Origin of the sequence: Flavobacterium soyangense, assembly GCF_015277675.1 — a bacterium.
In the GTDB taxonomy this organism is placed as follows: domain Bacteria; phylum Bacteroidota; class Bacteroidia; order Flavobacteriales; family Flavobacteriaceae; genus Flavobacterium; species Flavobacterium soyangense.
The window spans coordinates 1-19,804 of record NZ_JADHEC010000022.1; the positions used below are offsets into that span (position 1 = coordinate 1).

Here is a 19,804-nt window from a genome sequence, read left to right on the forward strand (position 1 = left end):
AAATGTTATTTTTGACCACAATAAAAATTCCAATAGTACGTTATTGGATTGTACCATTTTTATAAATTTAATAATTTTTTTTCAATGCTTTAATAATAAGAATCTAACCCTAAACTTTAATTTTATATGTCTAAAGTAATGTTTGATTATACCAAGTCAGTACTCGAAAGAGTTAGTTTTGATCCCATACTTTTTTGCAAAGAATTAGAAAAAGCAATAAAGGCTTTGTTACCCTACGAAATGGAGTTATTACGAGAATGGCTTTTAACTTTTATCATTGAAAAGCCAGAATTAAAACAATGCCTGTTAATTGTAAATAATTAAATATAAAGAGAACCTTATTTGGTTCTCTTTTTTTTCGTGAATATTATTCTGACAATTTTATTTACTTTCTTTTTTAAATAATATATTTTATATACGTTATTTCTTATATTAATTAAAAAAATGTGTTAATAAACGTGTTTTTTAGTACTTAATCGGTTTTTTTTAATAATATTCGTTGAAATTAATGTTTATTTATTCTATCTTTATGCTATGTTCATATAAGATAACCCCAAATCTATTTTTTTATGCCTTATAGAATGATATATGATTACACGAAAATTGTACTTGAAAAAGTGAGCATTGACCCCACACTTTTTCGTAAGGAATTAAGAAAAGCAAATAAAAATTTATTGCCTTACGAAATTGAACAATTAAGAATTTGGCTGGAGCACTTTACCGAAGGTAGGCCAGAGCTGAAACAATATTTAAGCATTGTGAATTAGTAAACACAAAAAAGGAGTCAAGATTATCGACTCCTTTTTTTATTTCTTCTGAATTGGACTAATTATTTGAACATTCTGAAAAGCAATAGCTCCTTTTACGACTCCTGAAATGGTATTTCTCAATGCATCAATAATATGGATTTTCAGTTCGCTTTTTGGATAAATCAAGCTTACTTCCCGGGCTGGTTTTGGTTCTTTGAACTGTCGTAATTTTGATTTGTCTTTTTCTGTTAAATTCAATGTATGTAAGTAGGGAAGTAGCGTTGTCCCTAATCCTTCGTCGGCAAGTTTTATTAAGGTTTCAAAACTGCCACTTTCTAACTGAAATGAATTTTTGGTTGCGATATCCTGATTTTTGCATAAATTTAAAATTCCATCACGGAAACAATGGCCATCCTGTAAAAGCAAAATATCATCAAGATTTAAATCAGAAATTTCTATTTCATTTTTTTGTGAAATGCTAAAATTATCAGGGACATAAGCTACAAATGGCTCATAATAAAGTACAATTTCCTTTATTTTTTCGTCTTCCAACGGTGTTGCTGCAATAGCTGCATCAAGATGGCCGTTTTTTAAGCGGAGGATAATTTCATCGGTATTTAACTCTTCAATGATGAGTTTAATTTTTGGATATTTTTTGATAAAATTATTCAGGAACATTGGTAAAAGTGTGGGCATAATTGTTGGAATAATTCCCAAACGAAATTCACCTCCTATAAATCCTTTTTGATATTCGACAATGTCTTTTATTTTGCCTGCTTCATTGACGATATTCTTTGCTTGTTCCACTATTTTTTGACCAATAGCTGTTAATTGTATGGGTTTTTTACTTCGGTCAAATATCAATATATTAAGTTCTTCTTCAATTTTTTGAATTTGCATACTCAGTGTGGGTTGAGTAACGAAACATTTTTCGGCGGCAAGCGTGAAATTCCTGTGTTCGGCAACTGCCAAAACATATTGTAATTGTGTAATAGTCATAAAAAAATAGTATTTGATGATACAAAGATAAATAACTATCATTTTTAATTATGGTTGTTTTTAAATAAATTCTGTTAATTTTTTTATTCTATCTTTGAATTACTTTAAAATGGGACTAAAACAATGAGCGATTTTTACAAAAAGATATTAGAGAACAACAAAAAGTGGGTGGAAAATTCATTAGCACTTGACCCCAATTATTTTGAAGATTTGGCTAAACAACAAACACCTCCGTTGTTATGGATTGGTTGTTCTGACAGCAGAGTTCCTGCAAATGAAATAGTTGGTGCAAAACCGGGCGATGTTTTTGTACATCGGAATATTGCTAATATGGTCATTCATAGTGATATGAATATGTTAAGTGTATTGGATTATGCAGTCAATGTTTTAAAGGTAAAACATGTTATTGTTTGTGGGCATTATGGTTGCGGGGGAGTTCTGGCGGCTATGAATAATCAGTCGATTGGAATAATTGATAACTGGATTCGTCATATAAAAGATATTTATCGTTTGCATCAGGCTCATCTGGATTCCATTGAAGATGTAACTGATCGTTTTAATGCATTTGTAGAAGTTAATGTGAAGGAACAGGTATTTGATTTGGCTAAAACATCTATTGTTCAGTCCGCTTGGAAAAACGGGCAAGATTTAACGCTACATGGTTGGGCTTATGGATTGAATTCTGGATTTGTAACTGATTTAGATGTCAATATAAGTTCTGATGTAGATTTAGATGAAGTCTATCAATTAAAATTTTAATAGAACAAAATATATTTAAAAATTTAAAACTGCCCGAAAGCAGTTTTTTTTTGTTTAGTAGTTATCTGATATCTGAAAAAATTAATCTTCGTTCTCCAAGTTTTCATTAAAAGATGATGGTAAGAGTGTTGGGATAAATTTGATAAAAATAGGCAGCAACAAACTACCACCCGGAAGTAAAAAAATTGCTAAGGACGGAACAGTTTTGCAAATGTCCAACAATTGTTTTCGTACTTTCTTCTTTTCTTTCTCATTCAAATCCCTTCGGGTGGAATACGCCAATAACACCATCAATTCCTTACTTTCAAGGATTTCTTTCACCAATCTGTTTTTGTTGCGGGTAATAAGTTTAATTACGGTTTGTGTAGTCTGGTCGTAAAAATGTTTGACCGGATTAGAGTAATTAAAATAAGGGATTTCATTTTTATATTTTGTAATAAACTCATTTGTTTTCTCGATGCTTTCTGTAACAAAATTATCAGGAACTCCCATTAATTCGGCTAATTTGTGTAGAAAATATGCTTCATTTTTTTCAATAATTCCGTCACTCCACAATGCCATTCCTGCCATATCAACCAGATATTGTTTTTCTAATTCGTTCGTGAAATAATCTAATTTTAATTCGTCCATTCCGAAACTTCGGGATTGAACATTCACTTTCGAAAATTTACTGTAACGAACGGAGGATTCGAATAGTTTAATCAATAAATCGTCGTATTTTGACTTGTTGGATTTGGTTTTCAATGCCAGCGAAACAATGCTGATGATGGCTTCTTCTATCTTCTTTAGATATTTTTCCGGTATTGCACCGTGAATTAAGTATTGGCGAAAAGCCAGAACATCTATAAACAGCAAAGCGTTGGTAACAATATGCGAAAAATTTTTGCTAATAATATCTATATTGGTTTGAACCCTACTGTCGATAATTTTTTCCAAGTTTACTGAAGGTGAACTATCTGGTAATACTTTTCTAAACAAATTAAACCCTTGCGGATTCATTTCGTTATAAAAAGCCACAGCTTTTAAAACAAAGTTTTTGGGATTACTTTCTTGATCTGTTAGTTTATAAATGCCATACAAAGTATTCAGAAGGGCGAGTTTAGAAATCTCGTTATCAAGCCAGCCTTTTGTTTGAATAGGAATTGCGGTGTCAAAAGAGACAATATGTCCATAAATAAAACCAGTTTCCCTGACTTTTTTGTAAAATATACTGTGATGTGTCTCAGCTGGAAGCAAAGATTGCTTTTGCTTTAAGAAAAATTTGTCTATCCAGCCGGGTGCTGATGGGTTAATCATTGTTTAGTTTTGAATTGCAAAGCTATGTTTTTTTGTGGTTTTTGTATTATTTTAAAATTAAAAAACCGTCTTGTTTATATAAACAAGACGGTTTCATATGAATTCTTGCATTATCTTACTTGATAATAGCGGAACAAGCTACTCTAGCACCTGAATTTCCAGAAGGCTGAGTGGTAAAATCATCGGTACCCTGATGCACGATTAATCCTTTTCCAAGAATGTTTTTTGAAGCATCTTCGCATCCAATGCACCATTCATCGGTGGTTAATGTGATGGTTCCATTTCCTTTTTCGTCGGCTATGAAATTGCCAATATCGCCTCTGTGGTATTCGCCAACGCCCCATTGACCGTGTTTTTTAAATGTTGGATTCCAATGTCCTCCGGCAGAACTTCCATCAGCGGCCGTACAATCTGATTTTTCGTGAATGTGAATGGCGTGAATACCAGGTTTTAATCCGGCTAATTTAGCAACAAAAGTCACCTTGCCTTTCTTTTCGGTAAATGTGGCAGTTCCTGTCACGGTACTATTACTTTTGGATTCAAAAGTAATGTTTAGGTTCTTGGAATCACCTGAATTGCTTTTTGTTTTGCAACCAATGATGACGGCAATAATAAGTACAGTTGAGAAGATTACTTTTTTCATAGTATTGGGATTAAATTATTTATTACAATATTAATCATTAAAAATGTAAAATGTCTTAAATTTTCTTTGCAATTTTCTTTCAATTTTATTTTTTTGACATTCTCAAATAGAGGAATTATTCTGGTAAATTCAAGACTTAAAAAGTGCTAAAAAATTAATCAATGCAATCTGTAACTGAAAATGTTATAAAAAAACACTCTAAAGACGAATCTTTAGAGTGTTTTAAAATTAAAAAAAAATGGTATTTACAAGAATTCTCCGTGTTGAGAAATATCTAATCCTAATTCTTCTTTTTCTTCACTAACTCTTAAAGGAGTAATTTTATTTACAATAAAAAATAAAGCGTAAGAAACAGAGAAGGCAAATATAGAAACAAGAACCATTGCTTTTAATTGGATTAAAAATAAGGTTGCATCGCCATAGATTAACCCTTGATTATCACCTACAATTGCATTTACTGATTTTGAAGCAAACACTCCTGTCAAAAGCATACCTACCATACCTCCAACACCGTGACAAGCAAATACATCTAAAGCATCGTCAATTTTTCCTTTAGGGAATTTACTAACTACTAGATTACTAACTATACTGGCAATAAAACCAATGGCCAATGCAGAAGGAATTGATACAAAACCTGATGCAGGAGTAATAGCAACTAATCCTACAACTGCTCCGATACATGCTCCCATCGCTGAAAGTTTGTGTCCAAGAATTTTATCCAAAAATACCCAACCCATTGCGGCAGCTGCAGCAGCAACAGTTGTAGTTCCTAAAGCTTGTGCGGCAAGACTACCTGATCCAACAGCAGATCCCGCATTGAAACCAAACCAACCGAACCACAATAATCCAGTTCCTAATAATACATAAGTAATACGGGCAGGGTTTGCTTTTTGTACTTTTCTTTTTCCTAAGAAGATAGCTCCTGCTAATGCGGCCCAACCTGCACTCATGTGTACAACAGTTCCACCAGCAAAATCTAATACTCCCATTTTAAAGAAAATTCCATCAGGATGCCAAGTCATGTGACATAATGGAGCATATACAAATATTATGAATAATACCATAAATAACAGGTAAGCCCAGAAACGAACACGTTCTGCAAATGCTCCTGTTATTAAGGCAGGTGTAATGATTGCAAATTTTGCCTGAAATAAGGCAAACAAAATAAAAGGAATAGTTGGAGCTAATTCCCAAGCAGTATTAGCACCTACGCCTTGAAAAAATAAATTTGAAGATGGGTTACCAATAAAACCACCAATTGAGGGGCCAAAACATAATCCAAATCCAACTACTACCCATAGCACGGTTACTATAACCATTGCCATAAAACTTTGTAATACAGTACTAATAACATTCTTTTTACCTACCATACCACCATAAAAGAATCCAAGCCCTGGAGTCATTAGCAATACAAGCCCTGTTGCACATAACATCCAAGCTGTGTCACCAGTATCTAATTTTAGAGCAACAATGTGAGCTCCTAATGTTGTGCTTTCTGGAAATAAATAAATTGAAAAAACGGATAACACCAAAATTGTGATTAGAATCACGCTTAAAATAATCTTTCGCATAGTTTTTAGTTTTAAATTTCGATAAAAGTATAAAATCATTTCATATACCCATAAAAAACTTTACTTAAAGCGTTATTTTTATTAAATTTATATTTTATACCCTAAAATTTTGTGGGGGTATGTAAAATAAATTGCAAAAATCTTTAATTTGTTAATGGAGAAATTTATAAATTTGAATTCAATTGTGTCAATAGTTGTTCTAAATCTTGAGTAGTGTGATTAGATGTTATGACAATTCGATTAAGTCTTCCGGATGCATTAGTGTGTTTGAAAGAGGTAGTTATGATTTTGTTTTCTAATAATTTTTTTGAAATAGATTCATCTTCAAAATAAATGTTAGGATAGTTAGCATTGAAAGTAAATAGTTCTCTTTTTGTAAAATTAGCATCTATATAGATGAGATTTTGCAGTAATTTTTGTTTTTGTGAAAGATAAACTTTTTGTGCATTGATATAAGTTTCCAAAAAAGCAGGATTCATCCCTGAAGCTCCTATGAAACAATCCAAATTACGTATTTCGGAAATAAAAGAACTATTTCCGGCAATCACACCACCAGAAAGCCCCAAAGCTTTGCCTAAAGAAGCCACTTTAATTATCTTGATGTTTTCTTTTTTTAAGATGTTTTGCCACTCGTTCCCATAAATTCCCAAACTATGTGATTCATCGATGACTAATGTTATTTTCTTTTCTTTTGGAATCTTTAGTAAAATGCTCAAGTCAATTGGTTCAATGCATAAAGAAGGAATAGCATCGGATAAAACGGTTATTTTTGTAATACTTTCATCAAATATTTTAGAGTTTAGTTCTCCGTTTTTTTTGATAAGAAGGCTCTGAGAGCTCATTATTGCAGGATGAGCATCTGGAAAATGAAATATCGCATCGGTAGTTTTTAAAAGGTATTCGATAACTAATTTCCCTGCCAGCATTCCAGAAGAGACTGTCAATGCAGCTTCGGTATTTATATTTTTTGCCAATAATTTTTCGGCAGTTTTGTATATTGAAAGCTCGATATTTGAATTTCTGGAACTTCCATAAGAGGTTTCCCATTTTTTGATACTTTCGAATAAAATGTTTTGGAAGTCAGTATTGGTCGACATTCCCAAATAATTGGTACCGCCAAAATATAAATAGTCTACGCCATCTACTTTTATTTTTCGATCTGGGAATTCATTTACAATCATTATTTAGAAATTAAAGTGACACCAGTTCCATTTAATTCGGAGTATTTTATAACACCATTTTTAATTGTTATACCAGTTGCAATGTCTTCGGCTAATAATAATGCACCATCCATATCTACAAAGTCCAGTTCTGGAAGTAAATGGGCAATCGCTGATATTCCCACAGTAGACTCCGTCATACAGCCTACCATAGTTTTCATTCCTAATTTTTTTGCCTGTGAAATCATCATTCTGGCTGAAGTAAGGCCTCCACATTTTACTAATTTTATATTGACACCGTGAAAATGATTGTGACATTTAGCGACATCTTCTTCAATGATACAGCTTTCATCAGCGATTATGGGTAAAACCGAGTGTTTGAAAAGTTCCTTGTGACCTTCCCAATTATCGGCTTTTAAAGGTTGTTCCAAAAATTCGACGCCCAATTTTTTCAATTCAATAGCATTGTTTATAGTTTCGGAAACCGTCCAACCACAATTGGCATCTATTCTAAAAATGGCATCGGTGTGTTTTCTTAATTCGGTGACAATGGCAATATCTTCTTTAGTTCCTAATTTAATTTTGTAGATTGGCCAGGGCAATTCTTTCATTTTTGACACCATTTTTTCTATACTGTCAATGCCAATTGTATAATCTGTTTTTGGATTCTTATTGATGGAATAGCCCCATAATTCGTATAGCTTTTTACCTTTTTTGCAAGCGTATAAATCATTGTAAGCAATATCCAAAGCACAAAGAGCAAACATATCATTTTCTAATAATTTATGGGCTTTAAGCCAAAATTCTTCTGGAGTTTCGTTAGTAACACTTTCGATAAATGGAATTATTTTTTCCAAATTATGTTTCATCGAATCTACCGTAATTTTGTAATATGGATTTGACGTAGCTTCTCCAAAACCTGAATATCCTTCACTTTGTAATTCGACAATTAAGGAAGGTTGTACATCATAAGATTCTCTTGAAATGGTAAAAGTATGTTTTAGCTGAAGGTTAAATGTTCGGAGAATTACTTTCATTTTTATGAATAATTAGTAACAAAGGAAATTAATATAAATTAGTTTGCAAACAAAATCGGGAAGTAAATTTCATTTTGAAAGGGAATTAAATTAAATTTAGATTTTAAAGTAAAAATAAAATGGATAATAAAGATAAAGTAAAATGGGGAATTATAGGTTTAGGAAATATTGGTCATCAATTTGCTAAAGAATTGTTGCTAATTGAGGAGGCTCAACTTACTGCAGTAGCTTCAAGAAATATAGATAAAGCAAAAGATTTTGCGAATAGTTATAATTGTACTAAAGCGTATGGCAACTACGATGCTATTTTTAATGATGTAGATGTTGACATAATTTATATTGCCACACCCCATGATTCCCATGCCGCTTTAACCATAAAAGCGTTGCAGAATAATAAACATGTGCTTTGCGAAAAGCCCATTGCATTAAACTATAATGATGCTTTGCAGATGATTAATGCATCGAAAAATAATAATAAATTTTTCATGGAAGCCTTTTGGACAAGATTCAATCCTTCGTTTCAGGAATCTTTTTCTAAAATTAAAACGGGTGAAATTGGAGAAATCAAATACATTAATGCTGATTTTGCCTTTCAAGTTGAAAAACTCGAAGGTAATAGGATGACTGACATAAATTTAGGTGGAGGATCGCTTTTAGATATTGGTGTATATCCCTTGTTTTTAAGTTATGTATTGTTAGGGATTCCAACAGAAATACTGGCAAAATCAAATTTTCATGAGTCCGGTGCTGATTTACAAACATCCATGATTTTGCAATATGATAATGCACAAGCCATTTTGCATTCAAGTTTTGTTTCTTCATCAAATATGAAAGCAACAATTAGCGGCACCAAAGGAAGAATTAATTTAAATCCTCTGTGGTTTGAAGCCCAATCCTATACTCTGATAAAAAACAATCATAAAATAAAATTTAAATTACCTACCAAAGGCAAAGGATATACATACGAAATTGAGGAATGTCACCAATGCATAAAGGAAAACAGAATTGAAAGTAAATTATGGTCTCATCAAAATAGTTTAGAGCTTATCAAAATAATTGATGAAGTCAGAAGCCAAATAGGATTAGAATATCCTTTATAGAATAGAGATATTGTTTTTATAATTGTATGTTTCTTCAATTTTATTCCAATGTTTTAACAGGTACTTCTGAAGATTGTAGGAATTTTTTCAAATATTTAATTCAAATAGCCGAAATATTGAAATGTTTTCTATATTTTTAAAATCTAATAAATAAGTATGCTAGTTAAAGTTTTTGGAAGTGCCGTTTTTGGAGTCGAAGCTACAACAATTACAGTCGAAGTTAATATGGACAAGGGAATTGGCTATCATTTAGTTGGTTTACCAGACAACGCCATAAAAGAAAGTAGTTATAGAATTGCAGCCGCACTCAAAAACAATGGCTATTCTATGCCCGGTAAAAAGATTACCATCAATATGGCTCCCGCCGATTTGCGGAAAGAAGGTTCGGCTTATGATTTGACTTTGGCAATAGGCATTCTCGTGGCTTCCGCCCAAATAAAAGCCGATGAAATTGATAAGTATATTATTATGGGAGAGCTTTCTCTTGATGGTGGTTTACAACCCATTCGCGGTGCTTTGCCCATTGCCATTAAAGCTAAAGAAGAAGGTTTTAAAGGTTTTTTTCTGCCAATGCAAAACGTTAAGGAAGCTGCAATTGTTGCTGGTCTAGATGTTTATGGGGTCGAAAACATTCAGGAAGTTGTTGATTTTCTGGAAGGAAAAGGAACTTTAGAACCAACAGTGATCGACACTAGAGCGGAGTTTTATAAAACATTGGATTTTCCAGAATTTGATTTTTCTGATGTCAAAGGGCAAGAAAGCATCAAGCGTTGTATGGAAATAGCCGCAGCCGGTGGTCATAATATCATTCTTATTGGCCCGCCTGGAGCAGGTAAAACAATGCTTGCCAAGCGTTTACCCAGTATTTTGCCGCCAATGACTTTGCGAGAAGCATTAGAAACTACTAAAATTCATAGTGTTGCCGGAAAATTAAAAGAGGCCGGATTAATGAACCAACGGCCGTTTCGAAGTCCTCATCATACCATTTCGAATGTGGCACTTGTTGGAGGTGGGAGTTATCCGCAACCCGGTGAAATTTCTATGGCGCACAATGGCGTTTTGTTTCTGGATGAATTACCGGAATTCAAGCGAGATGTTCTCGAAGTGATGCGTCAACCCCTGGAAGATCGTGAAGTGACCATTTCCAGAGCCAAGTTTACTGTGACCTACCCTTCGTCATTTATGTTGGTTGCCAGTATGAATCCAAGTCCGAGTGGCTTTTTTAATGATCCGGATTCACCACAAACTTCTTCGCCACACGAAATGCAACGGTATTTAAGTAAGATTTCAGGGCCTTTATTGGATAGAATAGACATTCATATTGAAGTAACGCCAGTTCCTTTCGAAAAATTATCAGAAGATCAAAAAGCCGAAAGTAGCGTCGATATCCGGAAACGAGTTACCGCAGCGAGAGAAATCCAAACGGAACGTTTCGTGCAAATGGAAAACATCCACTACAATGCTCAAATGAATACCAAACATATCAGGGAATATTGTGTTCTTGATGATGTTTCGAAACAATTATTGAAAACCGCAATGGAACGCCTGAATCTTTCGGCGCGCGCATACGACAGGATTTTGAAAGTAGCCAGAACAATCGCTGATTTAGAAGCCGCACCAAAGGTTATTTCGTCACATATTGCCGAAGCGATTCAGTATAGAAGTTTGGATAGAGATGGGTGGTTGGGATGATTTAGAGTATGTTTGAATTGGAATGGGCACGGATTGCAAATCCGCTATCGGATTTGTTTGAGTAGGTACAGAATAATAAATGTAAAAAGAATAAAATGAATAATATAAATCAAAACGAATATGAGGATTACAATAAACTAATGCTACAACTAAGAGGGATGGATCTTAAAGAAATCATTTTGCTTTTTGTAGAGTCACGAACAGGTCCCTTGGAAAAAAGAGAATATATAACTCTTTCTTTAGTATTTGAAATTGCTAAAATAGAAGATATGTTAGAAAAAAATTATGGAGATAGAGTGAAAATTGGAAACCTTCGACATCCCTTAGGACTCTAAAAATATTGAATTTTATGTAGTATTTGGCGCGCAAAATTATCGTTTCTTATAATGCAGAATTTTTACTACTAACAGTAAATTTATAATATGATTACTTACCTAAGCCCAATTATAAAAACCCTTATCATTCAAAAATTATTTGATAAAATTAATAGCGAATTTGAAGAAGAGATTATTCCAGTGATTCCAGAAAAATATGCTATAAACAGACATTGTCTTTATAATGTTGAACAAAAAATAAAAAATGATGGCGGCACAGCGTGTTTTGGATGGTCAATATATCAATCTGAAGACTTATGTGAAGCGGAAAAACACGTTGTTTGGGAAAACTCAGAGGGTGATTTAATCGATGTAACACCAAATGAAGTTGGGTTAAAACAAATAATGTTCTTACCAGATAATAGATACAAAAATGTAGATGAGTTAAATGTCAGAATAAATTTGTCTGATTCTAAAGCTATAGATACTTTAATAAGTTTGTTTTCGATAGACCATCAATTATATCTTGATTACGCAATAAAAATCAAGAATGGATTTACGATGCCCAATGACGTAAAAAGGATGCAAGATGAAGTTAAAAATATAATTGATTTTTATCAAGATTATATTGGTAAAGGTGTTAAAAGATTTACTGTATGTTATTGTGGTAGTAATAAATCATATAATAATTGTCATTCTAATATTACTATAAAAGACTTAAATAAGAAATTAGTTGAATTTAGATTAAATAGAAAATAGTTTTGATTTTTAAAGTTAAAATTAAACTAGTCCGCTCGGATTTTCACTAAACAAATCAAGTTGGTTAGCACAGTTTTGCAAAATGTTCCCATTAACGATAGAGACTTTTATCTCAAAGATTTTAATATAAAAGTCTTTAGAAAAAAAAAGTAGATTATAACCCCGATTGCAGAGGAAATCCTCCCGATTTTTCATCGGGAGATTGCAACGTAAAGCGGGAAATATTTTCTTAAGAAACTAAAATTGTGTGCTCCTAAAAAACAATTTATCTATTAGAACGTCTATCATTATTTTGTTGAGGACGTCTTGGACCAAAGCTATTATTACTGCTTCTATTTGTAGTATCTGTTTTGGGTTGTCGAGGAGTTGAATTGCGTTGTTGTCTTCCTTGGCCTTGCTTTATTGGCTCGGTCGAAGCATTAGGATCTGGCTCAAAACCTTTGATGTTTTCTTTCGGCAATTTCAAACCCACTAATTTTTCGATATCGCGTAAAAAAACAGTTTCGTCTGGACTAAACAACGAAATGGCTTCTCCACTTGCTCCGGCACGACCTGTTCTCCCAATTCGGTGAACGTAATCTTCCGGAATATTAGGCAATTCAAAATTTACAACGTGTGGTAATAAGGGAATGTCCAAACCACGTGCGGCAATATCGGTAGCGACTAAAGCGGTTAGCGTTCCATCTTTAAAACCGGCTAAGGCTTTTGTTCTGGCGCCTTGACCTTTATTACCGTGAATAGCTGCTGCTTTTATGCCTGCACTAATCATGCTTTCGGTTAGTTTATTGGCACCTTGTTTGGTACGCGTAAAAACCAAAATCTGTTTCCAGTTGCCTTCGGTAATCAGTTTTATGATAAATTCTGTTTTTTTCTCTTTGGCGCAAGGATATACTTTTTGGATAATTGCGTCAACTGTTGTGTTTTCTGGTGTGGCTTCGACCTGAACAGGATGGTGCAAAATTCCCATTGCTAATTTCTTGATGTCTTTTGAAAAGGTTGCCGAAAATAGCAAGTTTTGCCTTTTGGATGGCAATACTTTCATAATACGTTCAATATCCCGTAAAAATCCCATATCAAGCATACGGTCCGCTTCATCTAAAACCAAAATTTCAACTTTAGACAGCGATACCAAACCTTGATTATGCAAATCGATCAATCGACCGGGAGTGGCCACCAAAATATCAAGACCTTGTCGTATTTGGGCAGCTTGTGGATTTTGGTTTACACCTCCAAATATTACGGCAGAGCGCAAATCGACAAACTCACTGTATTCTTTTATATTAGCTAAAATCTGAGCTGCTAATTCTCGTGTTGGGGTCAATATTAAGGCACGAATAGGTCTATGACTTAAGTGTTTTCCTTGCGATAATATTTGTAATATTGGTAACGTGAAACCTGCTGTTTTTCCAGTTCCTGTTTGTGCAGATGCTAATACATCTTTGCCTTCTAAGATGGGTGGAATTGCTTTTTTTTGTATTGGAGAAGGTGTTGTGTATCCTTTTTTGCTGATGGCTTTTAATAAAGCATCAGATAAGCCTAATGAGTTAAATGACATAAATTGTGTTTATGAAGTAAACACTATTATTTTGTGTACTTCTTTAATTTGGCGCGAAGGTACAGCTAATTTTATGGATGTGGTTTTGATTGCTTGACTTTGTTTCGATATTTGGTTTTTAATGCGTACTCATTGCAATTATCAAGACTGTCTTTTTGATTAAAATTACATGTATCGGTTCTTACTTTTTTGCATGCATTTATGGGAATAGATTGCAAATCTAAGCTATCGGAGATAGTTTGCAACAAACTTGTTGTTATTAGCGATTTTATAAAGCAAAATTTTGTTAATCTTAAATTTCTTTATTGGCTATTTCCTCAATTTCACTTATTGAATCAATCCCTATTATGTTTTTGTAAATCATATAATTCATTGAATATACAAATGGCATTGTAAAAAGCATACCAATGCAAAAACCAAAAATCCCAATCATTGCTGCAATAAGTGATACAATTATTAATCCTAATAGAATTAATGGTTGTTTTGAAACGATTATAATACTTGATTTTATGGCATCAATGGAATTCAATTTTCCAAAAATAATAAACGGAATTGTCAAAAAAGTTAAAAAAGATATTGTCAAAGAAATTAAAGAACCAATTATATTAAATCCTACAAATTCAAGGAGCGTCGTAAGGCTCATATTTACCAATGTAATTATAAAAACTGCAATAAAAATATTAGAAAAATAGGGAGATTTGTAGTACGAAAACATCGTTGACACATGAAATTCCTCATCTTTTTCGCCACAATCTGCCATTTTAAGAAAACCAGCCATAAACGGATTTAGAAGTCCGGAAAGTAATATCGTAACTGCATTGATTTGTATTACAATATCTAGAGGCTTTTCCTTAAGTTCAGAAAAATGTATTAGCTTTTTGCTAAACGCTTCCATATTTTCAATTCCAATGTAAGAAATCATTCCAACGGACATAAGAATAATCATAAATATAAAAAAGAACAAAAGTATCAAACCGGCATACAATGCTATTTTTTTATAATTTTTAAAAGCATTTTCGAAAACTGTACCAAAATCAAGTTCGTATCCATTAATTCTTATATCTTCTATTCTTTCTTTTACTGACTTCATATTTTGTTTTTTGTTAGTTTAATTTATTATTATATTTTAAAATAGACTTCTTCAAAAGGAACTCTGAATCGTTCTGTAAAAACTCCTTTTTCTTCCCGAATGCCGCAGGCGATAATCATATTTATTTCTGCAGAAGATGGTAATTTCAATGCTTTCTTGACCATTACCGAATCAAAACCTTCCATCGGACAGGTGTCATAATTTATGGCGGCCATACTAATCATAAAATTTTGAGCAGCAAGTCCAGCACTTTTATGCGCTACAACTCTCATATCGCTTTGTCGTGCTTCCCGATAAATGGGTCTAAATAGTCCAATAATTTGGAAGGCAATGTATTTTATAATTCCCAGAATTCCCAAAAATTCAGAGTAAATTGATGGTACAATTTTTTTATAATAATTCATGGCAAATTTTTCTCTTTTTGAATATTCTGATGCCGGTTTATCTCCATATTGCGATTTTAAAAAGTCAATATTGGATTGAGCTCTTTTTCGCCACAAATCTTTTCTGGCTACAATAACCACCATTTGTTGTGCTGTTTTTGCAGCTGATTGACCAAAACTTGCTTCTGTGAGTTTTTTAAGAATTTCCGGAGAAACGACGTGGTAAAATTCCCAAAGTTGCATATTACTGCTTGTCGCTGCCAATGTTGCTAAATGGATGCATTCTTTTACTTTGTTATCATCGATAGGTTCGGTTTTATAAACTCTAACGGAACGGCGGTAGTTTATGGCTTCGCTTACCGTTTTTTCATTGGTTACAACCATTTTAATATTGTTTTAATTGTTGCTAATTTGTCTTTATAGGGAGCATAACGCATTGGTAAATCTAAGAAATTTGATTTTTTTAGAATACTTTTTCTATGTGAAAAGACGTCAAAACTTAAACTTCCGTGGTATGCGCCAATGCCACTGTGACCAACACCTCCAAAAGGCAATCTTTTATTCGAAAAATGAACCATAGTGTCATTGACACAGCCACCTCCAAACGAATATTTTTGAATCATTTGTTTTGTAAAAATATGATTCTCGGTGAATAAATATAAGGCCAAAGATTTTTCGTATCTGGAAATTACGGTTTCAATATCAGTCTCGTTTTCGTATGCTATTATTGGTAATATGGGCCCAAAAATCTCGTCTTTCATAACTTGACTGTAAGGCAATGGCTCTTCCATAAGGGTAGGGGCAATGTAGCAATTTTTGATATCGCTTTGTCCTCCAAAAATCACCTTTTCAGGCTCAATCATATCTACTAATCGTTGCCAGTTTTTTGTATTTACTATTCTTGCGTAATCAGGTGATTCACTAGGATTTTTGCCATAAGCTTTGGTAATTTCTTCTTTCAAATAGCCGATAAAATGACTTTTCATATCTTTTTGAATCAGAATATAATCAGGGGCAATACACGTTTGTCCCGCATTCATAAATTTTCCCCAAACGATTCTTTTGGCAGCCATTTTCAAATTAGCCGTTTCATCAATGATACAAGGGTTTTTCCCGCCGAGTTCAAGTGTCACGGGAGTAAGATTTTCGGCGGCGGCTTTTGCCACAATTTTGCCTACAGCTACACTTCCTGTAAAAAAGATATAATCCCAACGTTCAGATAGTAATTTTTGTGAAACTTCAACTCCGCCTTCAATAACTTCTACGTGGGTTTTATCGAATACTTTCGCAATTATTTCAGCAATAATCTCAGATGTTTTTGGTGTGAGTTCAGATGGTTTTACCACGACTTGATTTCCTGCTGCAACCGCTGAAATTAAGGGACAAAGTGCCAACTGAAAAGGATAATTCCAAGGAGCAATTATTAAAACTTTGCCGTAAGGTTCTTTGTAGATATAATCTTTTGAAGGGAAATTTAGAATTGAAGGAAAAACTCTTTTTGGTTTAGACCATTTTTTTATGTTCTTAATAGTGTCTTTTAATTCTGAAATTACATAACTGGTTTCGGTGAGAACGGCTTCAAATGCTGGCTTTTTAAAATCATCGTATAAAGCCTGAATGATTTCTTTTTCGTGAGTGATAACAGCATTAAGAAGCTTTATCAGTGTCTCTTTTCTGAAATTAATGTTGGTTTTATAGTCCATAAATTAAAACTTAAATAAGTCCTAAAGATACATTTTTTTCAAATTAAATGGCATTCCAAATCACATCATTTGGAACAGGAGCAATAATTATTAAATTTTCTTTGGAAACAGGATGAACAAAAACCAGTTTTCGGGCATGAAGATGAATTCCTCCATCAGGATTGCTGCGGTCAAAACCATATTTCAAATCTCCTTTTATCGGAGAACCTATTGCCGAAAGTTGGGCACGAATTTGGTGATGTCTTCCGGTATGAAGGTTGATTTCCAGGGCAAAATAATTATTGAGTTCCTTGATAATTTTATAGTCTAAACTTGCTAATTTACTGTCGGGAACTTCTTTTAAATGTGCTTTTGAAGTATTGTTTTTTTCGTTTCTTTTTAGAAAATGAATGAGTTTATCTTCCGGATTTTCAGGCCTGTTTTTCACGATTGCCCAATAGGTTTTTTGGGTTTCCCGATTGCTGAACAATTCGTTCATTCGAGTTAAAGCCTTACTGGTTCTGGCAAAAACTACAATTCCTGTTGTAGGTCTGTCCAATCTGTGTACGACTCCCAGAAAGACTTCGCCGGGTTTATTGTATTTATCTTTGATGTATTCTTTTACAACCTCAGAAAGTGGTTTGTCGCCTGTTTTGTCGCCCTGGACAATATCGCCCACACGTTTGTTGACCACAATTATATGATTGTCTTCGTGCAGAATTTGGATGTTATTTTTGTTGGATAGTATTTTCATCAATTAAAAGACTTCTTTATTTAGTTACAAAAATGGAAGTTTTGTAATTGCTTTGGGTCAAAATCATTTTATCCAGCTGTTTTTTTGAGATATCTTTCTCCTCTTTCGTCGGAATTACAAAAAACATCTTTTTATTTAAAGTTTGAACAGAATCCAATTGCATTTCAGTTTTTACGACTTGCGCCTTACCATTGGTGTAAAACTGTCCCGAATAATTTTTGCTTTTCCAATAATAGATTGGTATTTCTTTATTTTCGGTTGTCATCTTTAAATTTTCCAAAAGATATTTATCAGAGTTCATTTTATAGTCTAATTTTCCTGTGGCAAAAAGGCCAAAATAAGCAATAAATACTAAGACTGGAAAAAATAATGCAACACTAATTAGGAGTTTTTTTCTAGTGAATTCTTCCCAGAAATAAACCACTAAAAACATAATTGGCATTGTTGATGGAAGAACATAAGTATGTAAAATATTGCTTGAAATGGTAAAAAATAGTGGTGTCCAAAACGCCCATAATAGCAAGAAGGAAATCCAATTGTTTTTGAAAATAGTGGCTCTTTTTTTCCATAATTTATACAACACAATCTGAATCCACGGAAGCACAAAAGCTATTATATAAAGCCAAATCATTCCTTTTGGTTGTGAGTGGCCACTTCCATATAAATCGCCTTTCCATCCAGGTTCTACAAAACGTTTGTAATGTTCTCCAACAATAAAATAATCTAAAAAACCCGGCGATTGTTGCTCGCAAAAATAATACCATGGAACAGCTATTATTGCGGTTATTAAAATTCCCAATACTATTGAAAATTTTGAAAATACATCCCAAAATCTTTTCATATCTAGACAGCACCATAAAAACAACGGAGGAAATGTAAGTACAATAATTAGCGGACCTTTTGAAAGTAATCCTAATCCTAAAGCAACAAAAAATACATAATTCCAAGAGGTTTTTGTTTCACTTTTCATCGTTTTCCAAAAGGAAATCATCATCATTGTAATGCAAAATTCTAAAGCTGTGTCAGTTGAAACAACGCCTGTATGAATTAAAAACTCGGGCATTGTCAACAAAATAAAACCAGGTAAATAAAAAGAATAGCCTTCCTTTTTTACCATTTTCCCAGCAATAATAATTAGGATTACACTCAGCAAAAAAGAAGGAAAACGGGCAGCAAATTCATTTACTCCAAATAACTCAAAACTTCCCGCAGACAGCCAAGTAGATAAAGGTGGTTTTGCCCAAAACGGAACGCCATAATCTATTTGTAAAACAATCCATTGTTTCGTTTCCTGCATGATCCGGGCAATTTCGGCATAGCGTGCTTCTGTTTTGTCCAATAAAGGAATGGTTGCAGTCAATAACAATCTAAAAATCAAGAGAACAATTACCGAAACGGAAAGTATTTTGGAGTTGTTTTTAAGTTTTTCTGAAATCATTTACAATAAATTTGTGTTATAGGTATTCTTTGCTATTTTTTTGTATTCCCGGCTAATTTTAAACAAATCAAACCAGAGTTTAAAACCGTAGGTAAATTTTACTTTGGAATCTCCTTTTTCGACCCATAATCTCAAAGGTATTTCTTTCATTTTTTCTATAGCTTTCTCTCTTCCGTAAAGGTGAATCATCCTGTAAAATATTTCTACGTCGAAGAGCCATTTTGATATAAATTCTTTTTGGAATAATTGCTCCGAAATTTCTCTTGTAAAAAGTTTACTGCCACATTGGGTGTCATAAACTTTGATGTCAAGTATATTTGAAATAAAGGTTGCCACAACTCTTCCTATCAAAAACCGACTGTTTTCACGTTCAATTGTAGAACCAATTTTTCTGATTCGGGAGCCAAAACTAAAAATTATTTCTCCTTTTAAATGGTTCCTAAGTTCAATAAATTCTTCTAATGTCGTAGCTAAATCGGCATCTAAATAGCCAATGTATTGATGTTTGGAGATTTGATTGCAATAATTTATTCCTGCTCGAACGGCTTCAGCCTTTCCTGAATTTTTTTCTAATGAAAGAACTTGAATTTGAGTCGGGTGTTTTGCTTTTAAAACATTCAATACTTCCAGCGTATTATCAGTTGAACCATCATTTACAAAACATATAGATGCCTCCGGATTGTTCTCCAAAAAAATCGAATACTCATTAATTGAAATACCCTTTTCTTCATTATAACAAGGAATAACAATGGTGGTATCGTGTTGTGTTGACATATAAATGTTTTATGTTTGGTCAAAAAAGCAAGCTAATGTAATGTTATCT

General features: G+C 33.2%; 20 protein-coding genes. 7 read left to right on the plus strand and 13 right to left on the minus strand.

Annotated features, from left to right (window positions below; all coding sequences use genetic code 11):
• The first annotated feature begins 126 nt into the window (after positions 1 to 126).
• On the plus strand, positions 127 to 324 hold the full coding sequence (locus tag IR213_RS10385; protein WP_194312252.1) for a hypothetical protein: 198 nt from the start codon (positions 127 to 129) through the stop codon (positions 322 to 324).
• 245 nt (positions 325 to 569) lie between these two features.
• Complete coding sequence (locus IR213_RS10390; RefSeq protein ID WP_194312253.1) at positions 570 to 767, plus strand: hypothetical protein; 198 nt, start codon at positions 570 to 572, stop codon at positions 765 to 767.
• 39 nt (positions 768 to 806) lie between these two features.
• On the opposite strand, the gene IR213_RS10395 is transcribed toward IR213_RS10390, so the two are convergent.
• Entirely contained in the window at positions 807 to 1,748 is a 942-nt protein-coding gene (locus IR213_RS10395) for a LysR substrate-binding domain-containing protein (RefSeq protein WP_194312254.1), read from the minus strand.
• 123 nt (positions 1,749 to 1,871) lie between these two features.
• Between IR213_RS10395 and can the strand changes: the two genes are divergently transcribed.
• Positions 1,872 to 2,507, plus strand: a complete 636-nt coding sequence (gene can, locus IR213_RS10400; protein ID WP_194312255.1) for a carbonate dehydratase — start codon at positions 1,872 to 1,874, stop codon at positions 2,505 to 2,507.
• Positions 2,508 to 2,588: 81 nt separating this feature from the next.
• On the opposite strand, the gene IR213_RS10405 is transcribed toward can, so the two are convergent.
• The 5 genes from IR213_RS10405 to IR213_RS10425 all read right to left on the minus strand — a co-directional run bounded on the left by IR213_RS10405 (position 2,589) and on the right by IR213_RS10425 (position 8,214).
• Positions 2,589 to 3,803: an LETM1-related biofilm-associated protein gene (locus IR213_RS10405; RefSeq protein ID WP_194312256.1), complete on the minus strand. Its 1,215-nt coding sequence runs from the start codon at positions 3,801 to 3,803 to the stop codon at positions 2,589 to 2,591.
• A gap of 115 nt (positions 3,804 to 3,918) precedes the next feature.
• Positions 3,919 to 4,446 (minus strand): superoxide dismutase family protein, encoded by a 528-nt coding sequence (locus tag IR213_RS10410; RefSeq protein ID WP_194312257.1) that lies wholly within the window; start codon positions 4,444 to 4,446, stop codon positions 3,919 to 3,921.
• 245 nt (positions 4,447 to 4,691) lie between these two features.
• A complete protein-coding gene (locus tag IR213_RS10415; RefSeq protein ID WP_194312258.1) occupies positions 4,692 to 6,017 on the minus strand; it encodes an ammonium transporter in 1,326 nt (441 codons plus the stop codon).
• Positions 6,018 to 6,181: 164 nt separating this feature from the next.
• On the minus strand, positions 6,182 to 7,198 hold the full coding sequence (locus IR213_RS10420) for an aminotransferase class I/II-fold pyridoxal phosphate-dependent enzyme (protein ID WP_194312259.1): 1,017 nt from the start codon (positions 7,196 to 7,198) through the stop codon (positions 6,182 to 6,184).
• On the minus strand, positions 7,198 to 8,214 hold the full coding sequence (locus IR213_RS10425) for a dipeptide epimerase (RefSeq protein WP_194312260.1): 1,017 nt from the start codon (positions 8,212 to 8,214) through the stop codon (positions 7,198 to 7,200). Before IR213_RS10425 ends, IR213_RS10420 begins: the two co-directional genes overlap by 1 nt.
• Before the next feature lie 119 nt (positions 8,215 to 8,333).
• On the opposite strand from IR213_RS10425, the gene IR213_RS10430 reads away from it, so the two are divergent.
• The 4 genes from IR213_RS10430 (at position 8,334) to IR213_RS10445 (ending at position 12,079) form a co-directional block, all read left to right on the plus strand.
• Complete coding sequence (locus IR213_RS10430) at positions 8,334 to 9,314, plus strand: Gfo/Idh/MocA family protein (RefSeq protein ID WP_194312261.1); 981 nt, start codon at positions 8,334 to 8,336, stop codon at positions 9,312 to 9,314.
• Between the two features lie 156 nt (positions 9,315 to 9,470).
• The gene (locus tag IR213_RS10435) at positions 9,471 to 11,006 is read left to right on the plus strand and encodes a YifB family Mg chelatase-like AAA ATPase (protein ID WP_194312262.1); all 1,536 of its coding nucleotides are present in this window, start codon (positions 9,471 to 9,473) and stop codon (positions 11,004 to 11,006) included.
• Positions 11,007 to 11,101: 95 nt separating this feature from the next.
• Entirely contained in the window at positions 11,102 to 11,341 is a 240-nt protein-coding gene (locus IR213_RS10440) for a hypothetical protein (protein ID WP_194312263.1), read from the plus strand.
• A gap of 87 nt (positions 11,342 to 11,428) precedes the next feature.
• The gene (locus IR213_RS10445; RefSeq protein ID WP_194312264.1) at positions 11,429 to 12,079 is read left to right on the plus strand and encodes a hypothetical protein; all 651 of its coding nucleotides are present in this window, start codon (positions 11,429 to 11,431) and stop codon (positions 12,077 to 12,079) included.
• Between the two features lie 265 nt (positions 12,080 to 12,344).
• On the opposite strand, the gene IR213_RS10450 is transcribed toward IR213_RS10445, so the two are convergent.
• The 7 genes from IR213_RS10450 to IR213_RS10480 all read right to left on the minus strand — a co-directional run bounded on the left by IR213_RS10450 (position 12,345) and on the right by IR213_RS10480 (position 19,755).
• Complete coding sequence (locus tag IR213_RS10450; protein ID WP_194312265.1) at positions 12,345 to 13,634, minus strand: DEAD/DEAH box helicase; 1,290 nt, start codon at positions 13,632 to 13,634, stop codon at positions 12,345 to 12,347.
• Positions 13,635 to 13,926: 292 nt separating this feature from the next.
• Positions 13,927 to 14,724, minus strand: a complete 798-nt coding sequence (locus tag IR213_RS10455; RefSeq protein WP_194312266.1) for a DUF2189 domain-containing protein — start codon at positions 14,722 to 14,724, stop codon at positions 13,927 to 13,929.
• A 29-nt stretch (positions 14,725 to 14,753) separates the two neighbouring features.
• Complete coding sequence (locus IR213_RS10460; protein WP_194312267.1) at positions 14,754 to 15,491, minus strand: nitroreductase family protein; 738 nt, start codon at positions 15,489 to 15,491, stop codon at positions 14,754 to 14,756.
• Positions 15,482 to 16,810, minus strand: a complete 1,329-nt coding sequence (locus IR213_RS10465; protein ID WP_194312268.1) for an aldehyde dehydrogenase — start codon at positions 16,808 to 16,810, stop codon at positions 15,482 to 15,484. Before IR213_RS10465 ends, IR213_RS10460 begins: the two co-directional genes overlap by 10 nt.
• A 43-nt stretch (positions 16,811 to 16,853) precedes the next feature.
• The gene (locus IR213_RS10470) at positions 16,854 to 17,543 is read right to left on the minus strand and encodes an RluA family pseudouridine synthase (RefSeq protein WP_194312269.1); all 690 of its coding nucleotides are present in this window, start codon (positions 17,541 to 17,543) and stop codon (positions 16,854 to 16,856) included.
• A 16-nt stretch (positions 17,544 to 17,559) separates the two neighbouring features.
• On the minus strand, positions 17,560 to 18,981 hold the full coding sequence (locus IR213_RS10475) for an ArnT family glycosyltransferase (protein ID WP_194312270.1): 1,422 nt from the start codon (positions 18,979 to 18,981) through the stop codon (positions 17,560 to 17,562).
• Positions 18,982 to 19,755: a glycosyltransferase gene (locus tag IR213_RS10480; RefSeq protein ID WP_194312271.1), complete on the minus strand. Its 774-nt coding sequence runs from the start codon at positions 19,753 to 19,755 to the stop codon at positions 18,982 to 18,984.
• Positions 19,756 to 19,804 lie beyond the last annotated feature (49 nt).